The following is a 15935-nucleotide window of genomic DNA, read 5'->3' on the forward strand; positions in this document are numbered from 1 at the left end:
ATGGTGCCGACCAACAAGCGCGATCTCAGGCCAAAGTTGACGAACATCTGGCCAGCAGCGCATTCGCCATACTCGTCCGCGTCCGTGACGCTGATCGAACGAAATAAATCACGATGTGATGCAATAGACCGATCGTGGAAACGCCCGTTGCGGGTTGGCGTGAATCACGAACAGACTGGCCAGGTAGCGCTATTGATGGCGCGATGAAGACGGTCTCTGCTTCGTACCATTCATCAAGTGCCGGCTGGCAGGAATGCACGGCGATGTGTCAATGAATGGGACGGCCGTGGTGCCGTAAAAAGTGATGCTCCACAAAAAATCTGATGAAGCTGCGTACTGGAACGATTGGGAGAACTTCTGCTGGGTTGTCGAGGCCGGGAGTTTTACCGGTGCCAGCGACATGACTGGCGTTCCAAAATCATCGATCAGTCTTTCGCTCTCACGTCTGGAAGCGCGTCTTGGCAACAGGCTGCTTGACCGCACGACCCGAAAAATCCGGGTGACGGATTTGGGCCAGACGCTATACGCCCGGATCAAGCCGTTGCTGAATGAATTGCGGGAAGCGGACAACGATGCAAGATCGAACCAACAGAAAGTATCGGGAACGCTGCGGTTGGCTGCGCCATATGAGACCGGATGGCTTCACCTGGCGCCGGCGTTGGGAAAGCTGCTTAAGGCGCATCCCGAGTTGCGAGTGGAGATCGACGATACGCGGAAGATCCCCAATCTTCTTGAGCAACGCTATGACATTGCATTCGTGAAGACCGATGCGCGGCTGCCCGACAGCTCCCTGGTCAGCAAGCGCGTGGTGGCAATGGAAAGGGCATTCTTTGCGGCGCCGGAGATGATATCCAGACGCGGTCTCCCTCGGAAACTCCAGGATATCGAATCGTGGCCGACCATCGTCGACATGGATGATGAGTACTGGGATCTTATGGAGGATGGCCAGGAGGTGGAACGTATGGCGCTATCACCGACCATTCGCACGTACAACGTCGAGATAAGAGTGAGGGCCGCATTGGATGGCCTGGGTGTTGTGAGATTGCTGCCTGCCTATATCGAAGATCAGCTCAAGAGCGGAAAGCTCGTCCGGCTGTTTCCGCAGCATCTTTCCTCTCCGCTCAAGGTGTACGCGCTGACACCGGCACGCAGGCTCCCGCCAGCGAAAGTTCGCGCGCTGCTGGAAGCGCTCGATGTACCCGAGGCGGGAGTGTGAGTGCGACAGAGAGTGCCGGACCAGAGCGAACAGTGTGCCTCGCAAGTTCGTTCACGGCGATGGACGGTGTGTCGATCCGGGATCGTTGTTGCGTATTCGATGAGGACATAGAGTGGATTCGCGGCTTTGACCGCACAGCATCCAAACTCTCTGGAGATCATCATGTACAAGCTTCTACTGGTTGGCGTAGCACTCTCGTCCCTCTATGGTTTCGCATCGAGCGCAACCGCGTCGTCGCTGACGTCGGACCGCGACCGCCTCGACGGCAGCCAGGGCCGCGTCGCCACGCAATCGGTCGCGGCGGGCACCTTCAATCGTTCCGCAACCGAGCCGCGCGATCCGTACACCGAGGGTGCCTGAGTCGTCCGCATCGATTGGGGAACGGTGCTGGCGGCGCCATCGCCGCCGGCTATCAGTGCGTCGGGGCGTATGCGGTCGTTACGGAAGTCGGGTGATTTCCCGCGGTGACGGACGCCGTTGCCATCGGGGTGAGCGCGCCGCTGGCATCGATCAGGAACTGCGAGACGGTGTTACTCGTCCAGTTCGGCACGTAGACATACTTTCCAGTCAGATCCACGGTGATGTCGTACGGGAGGCGGCCGGCGCCGACGTTGGCCGTTGTCATGGGCGCGAGCGCGCCGCCGGCGCCAATTGTGAACTGCGAGACGGTGTCAGTCACCGCAGTTGCTGCATAGACATACCTGCCGGTTGGATCGACAGCCAAGGCATACGGGTTGGAACCGGCACCTGTGCCGACACTGGGCATAGCCATCGGCGTGAGTGCGCCGTCCGCGCCAATTGTGTACTGCGAGACCGTATTACTCCCGCTGTTTGCTACGTAGGCATACTTGCCAGTCGGGTCCACTATGATGGCGTACGGGTTTGGGCCAGTGCTGAAATTGGTCATAGGCAATGACGCGATGGAACCATCGGCGTCAATCGTGAACTGCGACACCGTATTGTTCAGGTAGTTGGCGATATACACATACTTGCCCGAGGGATGGACGGTGACGAAGGCGGGGTAGGACGTGGTACTGACAATGGCAGTTGGCATCGGCGTGAGTGCGCCGTCCGCGCCAATCGTGAATTGCGAAACACTGGCCCCCCCTCTGTTTGCCACGTAGACATATTTTCCGGACGGATCCACGGCGACGGACTGGGGGCCGACACCGGTGCCGACACTGGCCGTAGCCATAGACGTGAGCGCGCCGTCGGCACCAATCGTGAACTGCGAGACGGTGGCATCCGATATGTTGGCGACATAGGCATACTTGCCGGACGGATCCACGGTGACGGTCTGCGGGGAGCCACCGGTGCTGACACGGGCCGTAGCCATAGGCGTGAGCGCGCCATCGGCGCCGATCATGAATTGCGAGATGGTGTTATCCGACGAGTTTGTCACGTAGGCATATCCGATCCGCGAGCACGTCACGCCGATGCTGGTAACGCTACTTGTGGCGACCGCGCCCGACCCGTTGGACACGACACAGGTCTGGCCCTTCGGCTGTGTCCCCACGCTGACAGCGTAGCTGCTGCCCGATGTCATGCTGGTCGAAAAGCCGAAGGAGCCGTTGGCGTTGACGGTCAGCGCATCGCCGCTCTTGTTCAGCAGCGTCACTTGTGTGCCAGTGACGAGGCCGGAGACAGTGCCGCCCACCGAATACGTTGCCGCGGCCGGTGCCGGGCCGCTGGCGACTGGCGGGGTTGTCGATGCGGCGCCGGATGGCGTCGTGCTATCGCCGTCTCCGCCGCAAGCGGCCAACGCCAGGCACATGGAAAGGCCAGACAGGACTGCGCGCGAACGAGCCGCGCATGTCCAGGTAAGACGATTCATCGTTCGCATAGCTCTTATTCCCGTTTTTTTTTTGATTGTTATCGACCGTCCATCGCGGCGGATACGGCGTGCGCGGTCCGCCGATAGTCACCGGTCTATCGCAAGAAATGGGAAAGGGACCCGTGACGAGGTGTGTTGCCAGACCCGTAGGCAAGCCACTGCGTGCAGCGCGCTTCCGATAGCGAAGGCACCGTCAGGGGAGCGTCAATGCATGGACCCGAACCGCATCCTGTACGTACCCCCCCAACCTGTCGACGGCGAGGTGGCCGTGCCATCGTGGGCACTTGCGCGCGAGTCTAGCAGAGGGGTGACGATCTCCGCGTCCCCTGTTTTGGGGACAAATCGATGCCATTGGATGTCACGCTGATCGGGGAAATTGGGATTCGCCGGGCCACACACGCCAAGGCGTGGGTGGTGCACGAAATCACTTGCGTGGCCCGATTGTCGCTACCGCAAGTCCCGCTTCGGCGAACGCGAACACGGCGCAAACCAGCGCGACGGCGCGCAGCGCATCGCCGATGGCTTCAGCGTCCGCCACGGCCAAGGGGGTTCCCGCTACCGCCCCGGCTTGCGCGTCAGGCGCCAACAACGCCCCGGTCTGCCGCGCTTCCCGAGGAACGTGTAGTTCGTCGAGCCGCTTGGACAGCGACGCCTGATGCGACCACACGAACACGATGCCGAGCACCGCAACGGCCAACAGGCCCGCCACGCGCGCAACGGCGTTGTTGATACCGGATGCAACGCCTACGTGCTCGCTCGGCACCGATCCCATCACAGTTGCCGTCAGCGGTGCGACGGTGATCGTCATGCCGATGCCGAGCACGGCCAGCGCGGGGAAGAATCCGATCCAGTAGCTTTCGCGCACGAGCGGCAGCGCCAGCATGGCGAACCCGATGCCGGCAACACATGGGCCAGCGCTCAACAGGACCCGCGCGCCGAAGCGGCTCGTCAGGCCACCGGTGAAGCGAGAGAACAAGCCGATGATGACCGGCACCGGCAGCAACGCCGCGCCCGCCTCGGTAGCGGTATAGGTATGCGCGCGTATCAGCGTGAACGGCAGGAAGAACAGTATGCCGCCGAGACCGAAGTAGAGCAGCAGCGTGACGAGGTTTGCACCGGTGAAATCGCGCGAGCGGAAGACGTCGAGCGGCATCATGGGATGACGGCTATTCGCTTCGATCCTCACGAACGCGGCCAGCACGACCACGCCGGCGCCGATCATGCCCAGTACGAGCGGGTCCGTAAAGCCGCGCGTCGATGCCTCGGTCAGGCCATAGGCCAGGGCGGCCAGGCCCGCCGTCGCGCTCAGTGCGCCGGGCCAGTCCAGCCGTTGCGGCGCGTCGAGCTTGTGGCTGTTCGGCACGGAAGATATCGCCAGCGCAATCGTTGCCGCTGCAAGCGGGACGTTGAGGAAGAATATCGCGCGCCACGACAGCGCATCGACCAGCCACCCACCCGCCACCGGCCCCACTGCCGACGTGATCGCCCCGACGGCCGACCATGTGCCGATGGCGCGGCCACGCGCTTCGCCTTCGTAAATGGCACCGATGATCGCCAGGCTACTGGGGACGAAGAACGCCGCGCCAATCCCCTGCCAAACGCGCGCTGCAATCAGCGAACGCGCACCGGGCGCGAGACCGCAGGCAATCGACGCCAATGTGAAGATTCCGATCCCCGCGATAAAGACGGTGCGGCGGCCGAGCTTGTCGCCCATCGACCCGCCGACCAGCACGAGAGACCCGAGAAAGAGCAGATAGGCATTCACGACCCACTGCATTTCGGAGACGCTGGCGCCGAGTTCACTCTGCATGGCGGGCAGCGCGACATTGACGACGGAACCGTCGATAAACGCCATGCTTGACCCGAGGATGGTCGCGGCGAGCGCCAGACGCTTGCGCCGGCACGGGCGATCCGTCGCAGTGGGCTGCGCGCGGATGACGAGTTCGTCGCACGGGCTGGCTTGAACGGCTACGACGTGCGCGGTCTTAGCGGATTCAAGGTCGCTATCGAGAAGATCCGGGTTGGCCAAGCTCACTCCCGTGCAGGTTGAAAGCCGAGATCCTGCGCATGATAGCCCAGTGATTGCTACGAAACTTCAGTCGTTATGGAAGCGTTCGCGATACTCGGCGGGGGACACCCGCATCTGCCGTAGAAATGCCCGCCGCAAGCCATTAGGGTCGTTGAAGCCGGTCACCGCCGCCACCCGCTTGAGCGGGCTGCGCGTATCTTCCAGCAAACGCCGTGCAGCCTCCACCCGCGCGCGCTCCACGAATTCCGCCGGGGTGACCTTGGATTCGCGTTTGAAGATGCGCGCGAAATTCCGCGTACTCATGCCCGCCCGCGCCGCGAGTTCCTCCACTGACAGTGGCTGGCTAAGGTTTTCCAGAATCCAGTCCTGGACATCCCGGATGCCACCCTTCTGTGCCACCTGCGCGGCCAGATGTGTGCTGAACTGAGACTGTCCGCCAGGGCGCTTAAGAAACATCACAAATTCACGCGCCACCTTCAGTGCAAGCGGCCGGCCGAAGTCTTCTTCCACCATCGCCAGCGCAAGGTCCAGGCCGGCAGTGACGCCTGCGGACGTATAAAGATTCCCGTCCTTCACAAAGATCTGATCGGGCTCCACGTGAACGGCGGGGAAGCGTTCGGACAGACGGGTCGTCTCGTTCCAGTGAGTCGTGACGCGCTTGCCATCGAGCAGACCCGCGTTCGCGAGCAACATGGCGCCGGAGCACACGGAGGCGAGCCGGCGTACCGTCCGCGCGTAGCGATGCAACCACTCCCGGATGGTCGGGTCCTCTTCGATCAGCTTGACGGAAGAACTGCCGGCAATCAGTAGTGTGTCGATGTCAGGGCTGCTGGTTCGCAGCGTGGAATCGGGGGTGATACGCATGCCGTTGGATGCCAGGAGGGGACCCTCCACCGCGGAGACAATCTCGAACGTGTAGGTGGTCGGATCGCCTAGTTGGCGCGCGGCTTCGGCAAAAACGTCGATCGGGCCGACGAGGTCCAGCATTTGAACCTTGGGAAAGGCCAGTACAGCAATCTTCATGGGGTAACGCTCGCAGACGGTGCATGGAGGCACGCGAATCCAGTAGTTGGCGATGGCCGGATTCTATGCAGAGTTTAGGCTTCCGCCAGTTGGGGTGGCAGGTTATGACACCACGTTGGCTGAATTCATCCGCAAGTTGATGTGGACTTTTGCTCACTTGATGCTGGGCGTCGCGCCATATACGACAGTCGCGGCCAAGATTGCCGCAGGAGCAGACACGGCACACAACATTTGCGCGGCACCGTCATAAGCTGACGCCCATGAAATACAGCATCCTTGCCCTGACATGGCTGGTAGCCGGCTGCATGACGCAGGTCGCGCTTGTCGATCCGTCCGGAAAATCCAGTCAATTCCAACTCAATCCCGTCGATCGCACCGTAGCGGGGGCGATCGACGGTAAGCGTTATTCCGGTACCTACGTGTTAAACCAGTCGACGTGGCATCCGGTATTCACGGATTCGAGGGATCGATCGCACCAACCGACCGCGTGGACGTCGTCGGGGTCTTCGGGGCAGGCCCTGCTTTTTGCAACCGATGGCACCAATCTCCATTGCGATTTTGCCTATCAGGGCCTGACCGTATTGGGCCGATGCCAGGCCAGTAGCGGCGTGCCATATGTACTGACGAGCGGTTCGTTGCCCTGATCGATGGTGCCTGACGAGCGGCTGGCGTCCTGGCCGATAGTCGCATCACGATGGCCGATACAGCAGGGCACCCATCGCTATCATGCTTCTGTCGATTCGCACTGCAGGCGCGAGTCGACCACGCCAGCGCAACGGGCAACCTGATGCTCCGTCAGGTGTGGCCTTTCCCGTTCTCGTTCTGAACGGCATGCGGAATTGGCTGCTGCCCGTCTTGCACTTTGCGGGGCTCGGCTGGCGTGATCCTTCTCTTTGCTTCCTCCGGGCGGTCCCACCAGGACCGCCCATTTTTTCGACATGCGAATGCAAGTCGCGTCGTCGAACTGGCCGGCATTAATTAACTAATTCCTTAAAGACTGATTGCGCGGCAACGCGTCTGCCGGAGCGCTGCGACGATGCCGAAAGAGACCTCGTGCGTCCCATTTATTTCCGTTGTCTTTCACCTCAAGACGATTGGCTGAAATTGACGTCTTGGTGAGCTTTCGGTCTGCCTGTCCGACTTCCATAATCGGTTCACCAGGCAGCGATGTTCGCAACGCCTACCAGCACGCCAGACAAGTTCCGGGTGTTGAACGCAGCCAAGCACACTGAGGAAATCATGAGTACTGTCACCACCGCCGCGGCCCATTCTTCTGCTCCGCGCAGTTCGGTCAAGCATCTTCCCGTCAATCTGTTCGGCGCTGTGATGGGCCTCTCCGGCCTTTCACTCGCGTGGCGCGGCGCGCATCACCTGTTCGGCGTTGACCCGGTCATTGCACAAGGCGTCGGCGTGGTTGCCATCGTGACGTTCCTTGCGCTGGCGGCCGGATACGTGGCCAAGTGGCTGCGCTATCCGGACGCCGTCAAGGCCGAGTTCATGCATCCGGTCGCCGGCAACTTCTTCGGAACGATCACCATTGCGATTCTGCTGCTGTCGTCGATCGTGGGCGAGTACAGCGAATCGTTCGGGCAGATTGTCTGGACGATCGGAACCGTGCTGACGATTGCGTTGACTTTCGTGATTGCCGGCCGGTTGTTCCGAGGCAAGGAAGATCCCGCGCATGCCGCGCCGGCCTGGCTGATTCCCGGTGTCGCGACGCTTGATATCGCCGTGGCGGGTGGCACGATGCCGATGGCGTGGGCCCATGAAGTGACCATGTTCGCGATTGCGGTGGGTACGATGATGGCGCTGGTCTTCTTTACGATGATCTTCTCGCGCGTCGTGCATCACGATCCGCTGCCCAATGGCATGGTGCCGTCGCTGATCATCATGATCGCGCCGTTCGAAGTGGGGTTCCTGGCCTACGTCAACGTTACGCAGCACGTGGATATGTTCGCCGGCCTGCTATTCTACTTTGGCTTGTTCCTGTTCGTTTCGCTGTCGTTCAAGGTGTTCCGTCGCTCGATCCCGTTTGCCGCGTCCTGGTGGGCGATCAGCTTCCCGATGGCCGCGCTCGTGAATGCCGCCCTGAAGTACGCGATGCATGCCAACACCTGGATTCTGAATCTGCTGGCGGGCGTCCTGCTGTTCCTGCTGAGCGCCGCGATCCTGGTGCTGCTGGTGCGTACGCTTCACCGCCTCTTTACCCACCGCCTGCTGGTTGGCTGATTCCCCTTGTCATTCACTACGGGCCCCTTCGGGGGCCCTTACTGTTTTTGAAATCCAGGAGATTAAATTGAACTTGTCATGGATGCTGCTCGGCATTGCCGGATTGCTCGAAATCGCCTTTGCCTTCGGAATGAAATGGTCGGTCGGCTTTAGCCGGCCCGGCCCAAGCCTCTACGCTGTCGTCACGGGTATTTCCAGCATCTTCCTGTTGACGCTATCCTTGCGCGTTCTGCCCGTCGGCACCGCCTATGCGGTCTGGACGGGCATCGGCGCCGCCGGCACGGCGATGGTTGGTATGCTCTTTCTTGGGGAATCCACGTCGATTGCCCGCATCGCGTGCATTGGTCTGATTCTCTGTGGTGTCATCGGGCTGAAGCTGGCTTCGCCCGCTGTTCACTGACTAACGCGGGCAACCTGATTGACGCAGGCGGCCGCATCCGATGCGGCCGCCTGCGCGGAGATTCAGCGATATCCAACGTGCCTGGCCCCTGCGACGGGCGACGCATCAGCGTGCGTGTCAAGCGCACCTTCACTGTGTGCGACCACGGCGGTTGCCAGCGCGTTGCCGAGGACATTGGTCGCGGTTCGTGCCATGTCGAGCACATGGTCGATGCCGAGCACCAGCAGAATCCCAGCCTCAGGCAGCCCGAACATTGGCAGCACTGCGGCCACGACCACGAGCGATGCACGCGGAACACCGGCGATTCCCTTGCTCGTCACCAGCAATACCAACAGCATCGTCACCTGTTGCGCGAGGGACAGCTCGATGCCATAGACCTGTGCCACGAACAGTGCCGCGAACGACGTGTACATGATCGAGCCATCGAGGTTGAACGAGTAGCCAAGCGGCAGGACAAAACTGACGATGCGGTCGCGGATGCCGAATCGCGTAAGTTGAGCCATGACTTTGGGGTAGGCTGACTCGCTGCTTGCCGTCGCAAAGCCGAGTAACAGGGGTTCACGAATCTCGCGCAGCAGCGCAAACACCCGGCGTCCAAGAAAGGCATAGCCCGCCCCGATCATCAGGACCCACAGGATTGCCAGGGAGAGATAAACGCTACCAAGCAGCTTGCCGTAGACCAGCAGCACGCTCAGCCCCTGCGTGGCAATGACTGCCGAAACCGCGCCGAATACGCCTGCCGGCGCAAACATCATGACCGCACCGGTCAGTTTCAGCATGACCTGGCCAAGCCCTTCCACCGATTGCAGCAGCGGTTGCCCGATACCGTCCTTGAGACGCCCCAGTGCAATACCGAAGAACAGCGAGAACACAACGATCTGCAGGATTTCGTTGCCCGCCATCGCTTCGACGATGCTCTTTGGAAACACGTGGGCGATGAAGTCGCGCAAATTCAGCGAACTGGTCTTGAGACTGGTGACGGCATCAGCCGTCGGCAGCGGAAGGTTCATCCCTTTGCCCGGCAACGTCAGGTTGGCCATGACCAGACCGAGCAGCAGCGACACGATCGAGGCGACGACAAACCAGCTCATGGCCTTCATCCCCACGCGGCCTACGGCATTGCCATCGCCCATGCCGGCGATGCCACCGACCAGCGTGGCAAAGACGAGCGGCGCGATGATCATCTTGATCAACCGCAGGAAGATGTCGCTGAGAATGGAGAGGTAACCGCCGACGGCCACCGCAGTTTCAGGACCATACGCGTAGTGAACCGCGGCACCCACCACGATGCCGGTCACCATTGCCACGAAGATATAAATGGGGAGTCGATGCGATGTCATGACTTCGCCGGCTCCGCAAGAAACTCGGTGATCGGCGCATGGGGATCGATCTCGAAGACCTTGCCATCCAGAACCAGGCTGGGCAGTCGCTTGACCCCGGCCGTTTGCGCCTGGGCTGCGAGGTCTCGTTCCATGCTCAAGTCGATGACACGCAGATCGTGTCTGTCGGCGTCGATTAGACGGGTCACCGCGTCGACGACAGACAAGCAGATGTTGCAGCCGTCGTGATACAGCGTAACTTCGTTACTCATGATGCGCTCCAATGAATCGATCCGATGCCCCTTGCAGGATCGAAGGGGGCATATCGGAAATCGATTATCGGAGCCGATGCTTGCGCGCAGTGCGACGGCGGTACGCCGGACTCAGCCAATATTCCGTCAACTACGGCCGGGCGTTTCGATCGAAGAAAGCATCGAGCGCGGCGAAGTACTTTTGTGGCGCTTCAGCGCTGGGAAAGTGCCCCGCCTGGTCCAGTTCCACATACTCGCAATGCGGGATCAGTTGCGCGCAGGTGCGTCCTTCCTCGGGAGGGTTCAGCACATCGTGGCTGCCGCTAATCACAAGGCTTTGCGCGGTGATACGCGGCAGGTCACCCCGGAAATCGAAGCCGGCGAGCGCACTGGACGCGGCCTGCATGGCCACTTCATCGAGAAGGGATGACAGTTCCGTCGCGATCACCTGCTCGCGTACGCTCGCGGGTGTCTGCGGGGCAAACGCCTTGTTCAGCAGGAATATTTGCCTGTCCCGGTGTGAAAGCTGGGAGATCTCGTCGGCGTGCTCGGCCAGCAGCCGCGCCGATGAGGATGTCGTCCCGTGGCACTTCGGCACAACCAGGATCAGCTTCTCGACAAGCGATGGAAAGCGCGATGCCAGGCCCTGAGCAATGTAGCTGCCCATCGATGCGCCCAGCAGCGCGACGGGCCCGCCGCCGATCTCTCCCACCAGCGCGTGCAGATCGGCAATGTGATCGTCGAGCGAGAAGCTATCAGGGCGTGCCGACTTTCCATGACCACGCGCGTCGTAGGTGACAACGCGAAACCGCTGGGAGAAATGTGAGACTTCGCTATCCCACACGCGTAGGTTGGCGCCCAGCCCGTGTACGAGAATGAGCGGCGCGCCAGCGCCGTGCTCCTCCAGATTCAGGTCGATGCCGTTGACGAGCATGTGTTGTACCTCCTGGAATGCATCAGTTGCCATCTTCCACTTCGAACGCGAAGTCTCGCGCCAGCTCCGGCAGCAGTATTCCGTGGATGACTTCACGCACGCAGCTCGGGCGTGGCGTTACCCCGTACGTCCATCCAACGAGCCTGATCCGCGCCCGCTCTCCGCATGCCCCGACCTCGTCGATCTGCAGGTCCAGCGCCATTGATGCCAGGCATCCCGACACCAGCGCTGCATGTCCGTCAGAGATGAGTTGGTCATAGCGCATCGAATATGGATTGTGGAGATCGTTCCAGATCTTGAGCGTGCAATGCCAGATGCCCTCCAATGCGCGTGGGTCTTTTAGCGCCAGCAATACTGACTGACGCGGCGTTCCTTCCATACTCACTTTTCCTCTCCGCCTTGAGTAGGCGACTCGAATGTATTGGCATCACCGGCTTGCGCATCGCAATACGGCAGGCCCATCAGTTCCAGTGTTGACCGGACCAGTGCGAGATGCACCGCGCAGTCGGCAGTCTTGAGTCGCCAGCGCAATGTCGACGCCGCATGACGCGCAGCGGATGGCGGTTCAAGAATCGACGCCGGTGGCAACAACATCCCGAGCCCTACCTTGGCGCGAACAAAGCGTGTGAACACGTCATCGGGGATATCGCTGCCGCACGTCATCTCCAGGATGGTGGTGCCAGCGGTCTCACCGTCAAATCGGCGCACGTCAACCATGATCGTCATGGTCGTCGGGCGTCGAGAATCTGGCGTCCAGGCCCAGAAAGCATAGTGTCGACTCCATAGCCGTAGCGCAAGGCACGGCGACGTCCGCAAGCACGTCGAATGAGGCAAGGCACGTATCCGGAGCGTCGGATACCGGCACCGGTACGGTTGCAAGCATGTTGTCGGCGACCATCGTCAACGCCAGAAGGGCGACGACCGGCTCGGCGTCACCGCGCCATTCTCCGGTCACGTTGCAGTGGACGCGACGATTTTCCCCGATGCGCGGGGCAATCGAGATAGTGATGCGGGCCACGATGGATCAGGAAGAGAAGCGCTCACGGATAAACACCGCGGCCTGACGGATCGCGTCGGCGGCCTGCGGCAGTTTCGTATGCCACATATGCCACTCGTGGAACATGGACGGCCATACCTTCAACGTGGTTTCAACGCCCGTGGAGGCTGCGCGCGCGGCCAGCCGCGTCGCATCGTCGAGCAGCATCTCGTTGCCGCCAACGTGAATCAGAAGCGGGGGCAGGCCAGACAGATCGCCGAACAGCGGCGATGCGAGCGGATGACGCGGGTCCCGATGTTCCTGCAGGTAGGCTTGAGCAAAGTTCTGCAGACCGGCATGGTTGAGTACCGGATCGAATTCCGCGCGTGTGCGGATCGAATCACCGCCAAGGCTCAGATCGGTCCACGGCGATATCAGGAAGGCACCACGCGGCAGAGGCAACCCGTGGTGCACGCACATCATCATGAGCGCGATGGCCATGCCGCCGCCCGCCGAGTCACCGGCGATAACGATCGACGGGTCCTCTCCAAGACGCGTCAACAGCCATTTGTAGGCATTCAATGCGTCGTGAAGTCCGTGTGGGAAGGGGTGCTCCGGCGCACGGCGGTAGTCCACGGCGAATACCTCACGCTGTGTTTCCAGCGCCAGCGCGGCGGTGAGGGTGCGGTATTGCGTCGGACCATGCATGACGTAGCCGCCGCCGTGCAGGTACAGCACAGCCTGATTCCGACGCGCGCCGGTGAATGTGGTCCACAGACCTGCCACCTCGTCACCTTCGAGAAAGCGCACGCCATCCGGAATTGGGAGCGCGTCGTACAGCGCATCGAAATGTTGCCGCATCTCCAGCACGCTGCTGTCCTTGGCAAGGCGTGCGCCGTGATGCCGTATCTGCGTGACGATTTCCTCAAGTTGAGTTGATGCCATGTCCATTCCTTCCATCGGTTTCTAACGGATTGGATGATAGGCAGTGCCATCGCCATACATCAGACAGGACTATGGAAGTTTCGGCCAATGCCAGGTGTGTTGTCCGAATCTGCGAGAAGGTTGGCGCAACGACGTACCCGGTGCGGACCTAGACTGCGAGCGCCTTATCCCCGCAGCGGCGCGACAGCCGTGCCCTGTACCGTTTCCCCCCTGTCAAGCACGCATGAAGAAGATCCTTGTTCTCTATTACTCATCCTACGGCCACGTTGAAGCAATGGCCTCTGCCGTGGCCCGTGGCGCATCGTCGGTCCCCGGTATCGAAGTGACAATCAAACGCGTGCCGGAGACGATTTCGAGAGACATCGCACTACGCAAGGGCTTCAAGGTGGATCAGCCCGCTCCAGTCGCCGTGCCGGAAGAACTCGCGGCCTACGACGCGATCATCTTTGGCACGCCGACCCGTTTCGGGAACATGGCGGCGCAGATGAGGCACTTTCTCGACATGACCGGCGCGCTGTGGGTGCAGCACGCACTGGTCGGAAAGTTTGCGAGCGTTTTCACCTCGACCGGAACCGGAGGCGGCCAGGAAACGACCATCACGTCTTTCTGGCACAACCTTGCCCATCACGGAATGGTGATAGTCGGGCTGCCCTATACGGCACCACAGTTGCGCGATGTCAGCCATGCGCGGGGCGGGTCGCCCTATGGCGCGGCAACGATCGCGGGCGTTCATGGCGAACGCAGCCCAAGCGAGGACGAGCTTGCGCTCGGCGAGTTTCAGGGGCGGCATGTTGCGAGTCTGCTGGCAAGGCAGGCCGACGTGAAAGCAAATCCCCCGGCACGAGTCTCCTGACGAGCGCGATCCCGTTCACGCTCCGGATCACCACCGAAGCCAACTGGCCGGACATCCCCACGGATGGCCGTCGTCCTCTCACATGCAATTCCGCTTTTTGCAGCTCAAATCTGTTTCATGAAGTCCATTCTCGTTTCCTTTGCGGCATTCACCATGACGTTTGCCGTGTCCGCGCAGGATCTGCGTTCGCTTGCCCCTTCCATCCCCGCTGGCGACACCACCACCGTCACGGTTGGCATCGGCGGAGGCATCGCTCCCCGATACTTCGGTAGCGGCAGCTATCGTCATGTGATGGCTCCCGACTTCGCCATTGCGAACGCCGCCGGTTATTTCGCGTCGTTGTGGGAGGGCGTCGGCTATCGCTTTTCCTCCGCATCGGGCCTGTTTGGCTCTGTTGCATTGGGCTACGACTTCGGCCGGACCGAGCACGATCGCGCCGGGTTGTCAGGCTCGGACCATCTGCGCGGGATGGGAAATATCGATGGGTCGGCACGCACGCGTCTGACGCTCGGTTACGCGCTGACACCGCGTCTTTCGATTGGCGGCACGGTGGATGTTCCGCTGGCCCACGGGCGCGGCATGTTCGGTCGTGCGTCGGCACAGTACCTGCTGCACTCCACGGCGCAGGATGATGTGACGATCCAGACGGCGCTCATCATTGGCAGCGGGCAGTACAACCGGACGTATTTCGGCGTAAGTGACGCACAGTCGGCGCGCTCAGGTTTCTCGCCCTACACACTCGATGGCGGCCCGTTCGCCGCCGAGGCCGCGATTGCCTGGCAGCATCGCTTTGATCGTCACTGGACGCTGATGAACACGTTGAGTGTGTCGTCGCTGGTTGGCAAGGCCGCGCGCAGTCCGATTGTCGAGCGCCGTATGTCGGTGATGGCGCTTTCGGGCGTCCGTTACACGTTCTGAGCCATCGCGTGTCGCACACATGGGCCGAGAATGCCCGTTCCTTGGCGCAAACTGCCGTGCCGTTCTCCTTCAACACCGTTGCGGTGCCTGCTAGATTTCTAGCAAGCCCGCCGCGGGTCACGACAACACCGAAGGACAGCCATCATGGAACTGATCGACACCGACGAACACTCTCGCTTCCTGTCAATGCTGGAGCGACACGGTCTTGCCACCAACGACTTCATCCTGTCGGAAGTCGACACGACCGACCCCAAGACCGATGAGATCTTTGCGCTGCAAGGCTGGCTGAGCATCCGTCGGCTGTCCAACAACCTGCAGCGCGAATACCTCATCGGCGATGAATCGGATTGGCTGGAACACTTCAGCCGGGATGTACACGCTGGTGCATTTGGCCCGTATGTGTCCGGGCGCGGGCGGCATAGCTGAAGCGACGCCGTCGATCCAAGAGCACTTTGAAGAGGAAAGGGCTCCATGCCGCAGAGGCATGGAGCCCTTCTTCATGGCGCGACCTCTCGGCGCTCGCCGGTCACGTGCCCACCTTCTGAAGTCCATCCGGCGGCACGTTGTAGATTTCCTCTTGCGTAACGATTGTCACGTCAACGCCTGGGTTCGATCCTTCCCAAATGTCGCGGACGATCCTTTGGCCGTTCATCAGCACCATTACGCGCTTGGCGCGGACCGATTGGATCGCATCGGCGACAACGGTCCGCGCCTGCGCTGCATCCGCTGCCTCGCGGACGGCAACATCCGCCGTCGTGCTTGACATCGCCGCGAACGATTCCGACGAATGGAACGTCATGGTCCGCTGAGCCTGTGGATCATCCTGCCCGGTCACGATAAAGCCCGCGTCCATGTAGTCATCCGTCGGATACTGGGTCATGCCGGGCCGGGCACTGCCGAGATGGACCCAGAGCTCGGTGCCGGCTGGCACGTGCTTCAGCACATCCTCCGCAAGGCCCGCGCCGACATCCACGAATTCGCCGTCACGCAGCGTCATTGCAACTTGCT

The 15935-nt window shown here is 61.2% G+C and carries 19 protein-coding genes; 8 read left to right on the top strand and 11 right to left on the bottom strand.

What is annotated here, in order from left to right; genetic code table 11:
- Positions 1-304: 304 nt before the first annotated feature.
- Entirely contained in the window at positions 305-1216 is a 912-nt protein-coding gene (locus AC3FLX_RS02035; RefSeq protein ID WP_488693374.1) for a LysR family transcriptional regulator, read from the top strand.
- A gap of 162 nt (positions 1217-1378) precedes the next feature.
- Positions 1379-1576: a hypothetical protein gene (locus AC3FLX_RS02040; protein WP_488693376.1), complete on the top strand. Its 198-nt coding sequence runs from the start codon at positions 1379-1381 to the stop codon at positions 1574-1576.
- A gap of 52 nt (positions 1577-1628) precedes the next feature.
- Here the strand turns inward: AC3FLX_RS02040 and AC3FLX_RS02045 are convergent, their stop codons facing one another.
- The 3 genes from AC3FLX_RS02045 to AC3FLX_RS02055 form a co-directional block, all read right to left on the bottom strand.
- Positions 1629-2834: a lactonase family protein gene (locus AC3FLX_RS02045; protein ID WP_488693378.1), complete on the bottom strand. Its 1206-nt coding sequence runs from the start codon at positions 2832-2834 to the stop codon at positions 1629-1631.
- Between the two features lie 640 nt (positions 2835-3474).
- Entirely contained in the window at positions 3475-5079 is a 1605-nt protein-coding gene (locus tag AC3FLX_RS02050; RefSeq protein WP_488693379.1) for an MFS transporter, read from the bottom strand.
- Between the two features lie 66 nt (positions 5080-5145).
- Positions 5146-6102, bottom strand: a complete 957-nt coding sequence (locus AC3FLX_RS02055) for a GlxA family transcriptional regulator (RefSeq protein ID WP_488693386.1) — start codon at positions 6100-6102, stop codon at positions 5146-5148.
- Positions 6103-6362: 260 nt separating this feature from the next.
- Here AC3FLX_RS02055 and AC3FLX_RS02060 point away from each other — a divergent pair, with 260 nt between their 5' ends.
- From AC3FLX_RS02060 to AC3FLX_RS02070, 3 genes are all read left to right on the top strand, one after another.
- Complete coding sequence (locus AC3FLX_RS02060; RefSeq protein WP_488693397.1) at positions 6363-6746, top strand: hypothetical protein; 384 nt, start codon at positions 6363-6365, stop codon at positions 6744-6746.
- A gap of 595 nt (positions 6747-7341) precedes the next feature.
- Positions 7342-8331 carry an SLAC1 anion channel family protein gene (locus AC3FLX_RS02065; protein WP_488693398.1) on the top strand — a complete coding sequence of 330 codons (990 nt, stop codon included), beginning with the start codon at positions 7342-7344 and terminating at the stop codon, positions 8329-8331.
- A 73-nt stretch (positions 8332-8404) separates the two neighbouring features.
- The gene (locus AC3FLX_RS02070) at positions 8405-8731 is read left to right on the top strand and encodes a DMT family transporter (protein WP_488693708.1); all 327 of its coding nucleotides are present in this window, start codon (positions 8405-8407) and stop codon (positions 8729-8731) included.
- A gap of 62 nt (positions 8732-8793) precedes the next feature.
- Here the strand turns inward: AC3FLX_RS02070 and AC3FLX_RS02075 are convergent, their stop codons facing one another.
- The 7 genes from AC3FLX_RS02075 to AC3FLX_RS02105 all read right to left on the bottom strand — a co-directional run bounded on the left by AC3FLX_RS02075 (position 8794) and on the right by AC3FLX_RS02105 (position 13156).
- Entirely contained in the window at positions 8794-10071 is a 1278-nt protein-coding gene (locus tag AC3FLX_RS02075; protein WP_488693400.1) for a dicarboxylate/amino acid:cation symporter, read from the bottom strand.
- Positions 10068-10322 carry a hypothetical protein gene (locus AC3FLX_RS02080; protein ID WP_488693402.1) on the bottom strand — a complete coding sequence of 85 codons (255 nt, stop codon included), beginning with the start codon at positions 10320-10322 and terminating at the stop codon, positions 10068-10070. The genes AC3FLX_RS02075 and AC3FLX_RS02080 overlap by 4 nt, the downstream gene beginning before the upstream one ends.
- Positions 10323-10452: 130 nt before the next feature.
- Complete coding sequence (locus tag AC3FLX_RS02085) at positions 10453-11268, bottom strand: alpha/beta fold hydrolase (RefSeq protein ID WP_488693403.1); 816 nt, start codon at positions 11266-11268, stop codon at positions 10453-10455.
- Positions 11258-11620: a hypothetical protein gene (locus AC3FLX_RS02090; RefSeq protein ID WP_488693404.1), complete on the bottom strand. Its 363-nt coding sequence runs from the start codon at positions 11618-11620 to the stop codon at positions 11258-11260. Before AC3FLX_RS02090 ends, AC3FLX_RS02085 begins: the two co-directional genes overlap by 11 nt.
- Positions 11617-11961: a hypothetical protein gene (locus AC3FLX_RS02095; RefSeq protein ID WP_488693406.1), complete on the bottom strand. Its 345-nt coding sequence runs from the start codon at positions 11959-11961 to the stop codon at positions 11617-11619. Before AC3FLX_RS02095 ends, AC3FLX_RS02090 begins: the two co-directional genes overlap by 4 nt.
- Positions 11945-12253 (bottom strand): hypothetical protein, encoded by a 309-nt coding sequence (locus AC3FLX_RS02100; protein WP_488693408.1) that lies wholly within the window; start codon positions 12251-12253, stop codon positions 11945-11947. Before AC3FLX_RS02100 ends, AC3FLX_RS02095 begins: the two co-directional genes overlap by 17 nt.
- A 6-nt stretch (positions 12254-12259) precedes the next feature.
- Positions 12260-13156 (bottom strand): alpha/beta hydrolase, encoded by an 897-nt coding sequence (locus tag AC3FLX_RS02105; protein ID WP_488693410.1) that lies wholly within the window; start codon positions 13154-13156, stop codon positions 12260-12262.
- 223 nt (positions 13157-13379) lie between these two features.
- On the opposite strand from AC3FLX_RS02105, the gene wrbA reads away from it, so the two are divergent.
- The 3 genes from wrbA (at position 13380) to AC3FLX_RS02120 (ending at position 15353) form a co-directional block, all read left to right on the top strand.
- Positions 13380-14009, top strand: coding sequence for an NAD(P)H:quinone oxidoreductase (gene wrbA, locus AC3FLX_RS02110; protein WP_488693412.1), 630 nt, complete (start codon positions 13380-13382; stop codon positions 14007-14009).
- Between the two features lie 117 nt (positions 14010-14126).
- Entirely contained in the window at positions 14127-14927 is an 801-nt protein-coding gene (locus AC3FLX_RS02115) for a MipA/OmpV family protein (protein WP_488693413.1), read from the top strand.
- A 144-nt stretch (positions 14928-15071) separates the two neighbouring features.
- On the top strand, positions 15072-15353 hold the full coding sequence (locus tag AC3FLX_RS02120) for a transcriptional regulator (RefSeq protein ID WP_488693414.1): 282 nt from the start codon (positions 15072-15074) through the stop codon (positions 15351-15353).
- A gap of 100 nt (positions 15354-15453) precedes the next feature.
- Here the strand turns inward: AC3FLX_RS02120 and AC3FLX_RS02125 are convergent, their stop codons facing one another.
- Positions 15454-15924 carry a hypothetical protein gene (locus AC3FLX_RS02125; protein ID WP_488693415.1) on the bottom strand — a complete coding sequence of 157 codons (471 nt, stop codon included), beginning with the start codon at positions 15922-15924 and terminating at the stop codon, positions 15454-15456.
- Between the last annotated feature and the right edge of the window lie 11 nt (positions 15925-15935).

This window comes from Cupriavidus sp. 291-E7 (assembly GCF_057798835.1).

Excerpts from the sequence above, each read along its gene's own strand:
- AC3FLX_RS02040 (WP_488693376.1), top strand. The coding sequence starts at position 1,379 with ATGTACAAGCTTCTACTGGTTGGCGTAGCACTCTCGTCCCTCTATGGT.
- AC3FLX_RS02095 (WP_488693406.1), bottom strand. The coding sequence starts at position 11,961 with ATGACGATCATGGTTGACGTGCGCCGATTTGACGGTGAGACCGCTGGC.
- AC3FLX_RS02075 (WP_488693400.1), bottom strand. The coding sequence starts at position 10,071 with ATGACATCGCATCGACTCCCCATTTATATCTTCGTGGCAATGGTGACC.
- AC3FLX_RS02035 (WP_488693374.1), top strand. The coding sequence starts at position 305 with ATGCTCCACAAAAAATCTGATGAAGCTGCGTACTGGAACGATTGGGAG.
- AC3FLX_RS02060 (WP_488693397.1), top strand. The coding sequence starts at position 6,363 with ATGAAATACAGCATCCTTGCCCTGACATGGCTGGTAGCCGGCTGCATG.
- AC3FLX_RS02105 (WP_488693410.1), bottom strand. The coding sequence starts at position 13,156 with ATGGCATCAACTCAACTTGAGGAAATCGTCACGCAGATACGGCATCAC.
- AC3FLX_RS02120 (WP_488693414.1), top strand. The coding sequence starts at position 15,072 with ATGGAACTGATCGACACCGACGAACACTCTCGCTTCCTGTCAATGCTG.
- AC3FLX_RS02085 (WP_488693403.1), bottom strand. The coding sequence starts at position 11,268 with ATGGCAACTGATGCATTCCAGGAGGTACAACACATGCTCGTCAACGGC.
- wrbA (WP_488693412.1), top strand. The coding sequence starts at position 13,380 with ATGAAGAAGATCCTTGTTCTCTATTACTCATCCTACGGCCACGTTGAA.
- AC3FLX_RS02055 (WP_488693386.1), bottom strand. The coding sequence starts at position 6,102 with ATGAAGATTGCTGTACTGGCCTTTCCCAAGGTTCAAATGCTGGACCTC.
- AC3FLX_RS02115 (WP_488693413.1), top strand. The coding sequence starts at position 14,127 with ATGAAGTCCATTCTCGTTTCCTTTGCGGCATTCACCATGACGTTTGCC.
- AC3FLX_RS02125 (WP_488693415.1), bottom strand. The coding sequence starts at position 15,924 with ATGACGCTGCGTGACGGCGAATTCGTGGATGTCGGCGCGGGCCTTGCG.
- AC3FLX_RS02065 (WP_488693398.1), top strand. The coding sequence starts at position 7,342 with ATGAGTACTGTCACCACCGCCGCGGCCCATTCTTCTGCTCCGCGCAGT.
- AC3FLX_RS02080 (WP_488693402.1), bottom strand. The coding sequence starts at position 10,322 with ATGAGTAACGAAGTTACGCTGTATCACGACGGCTGCAACATCTGCTTG.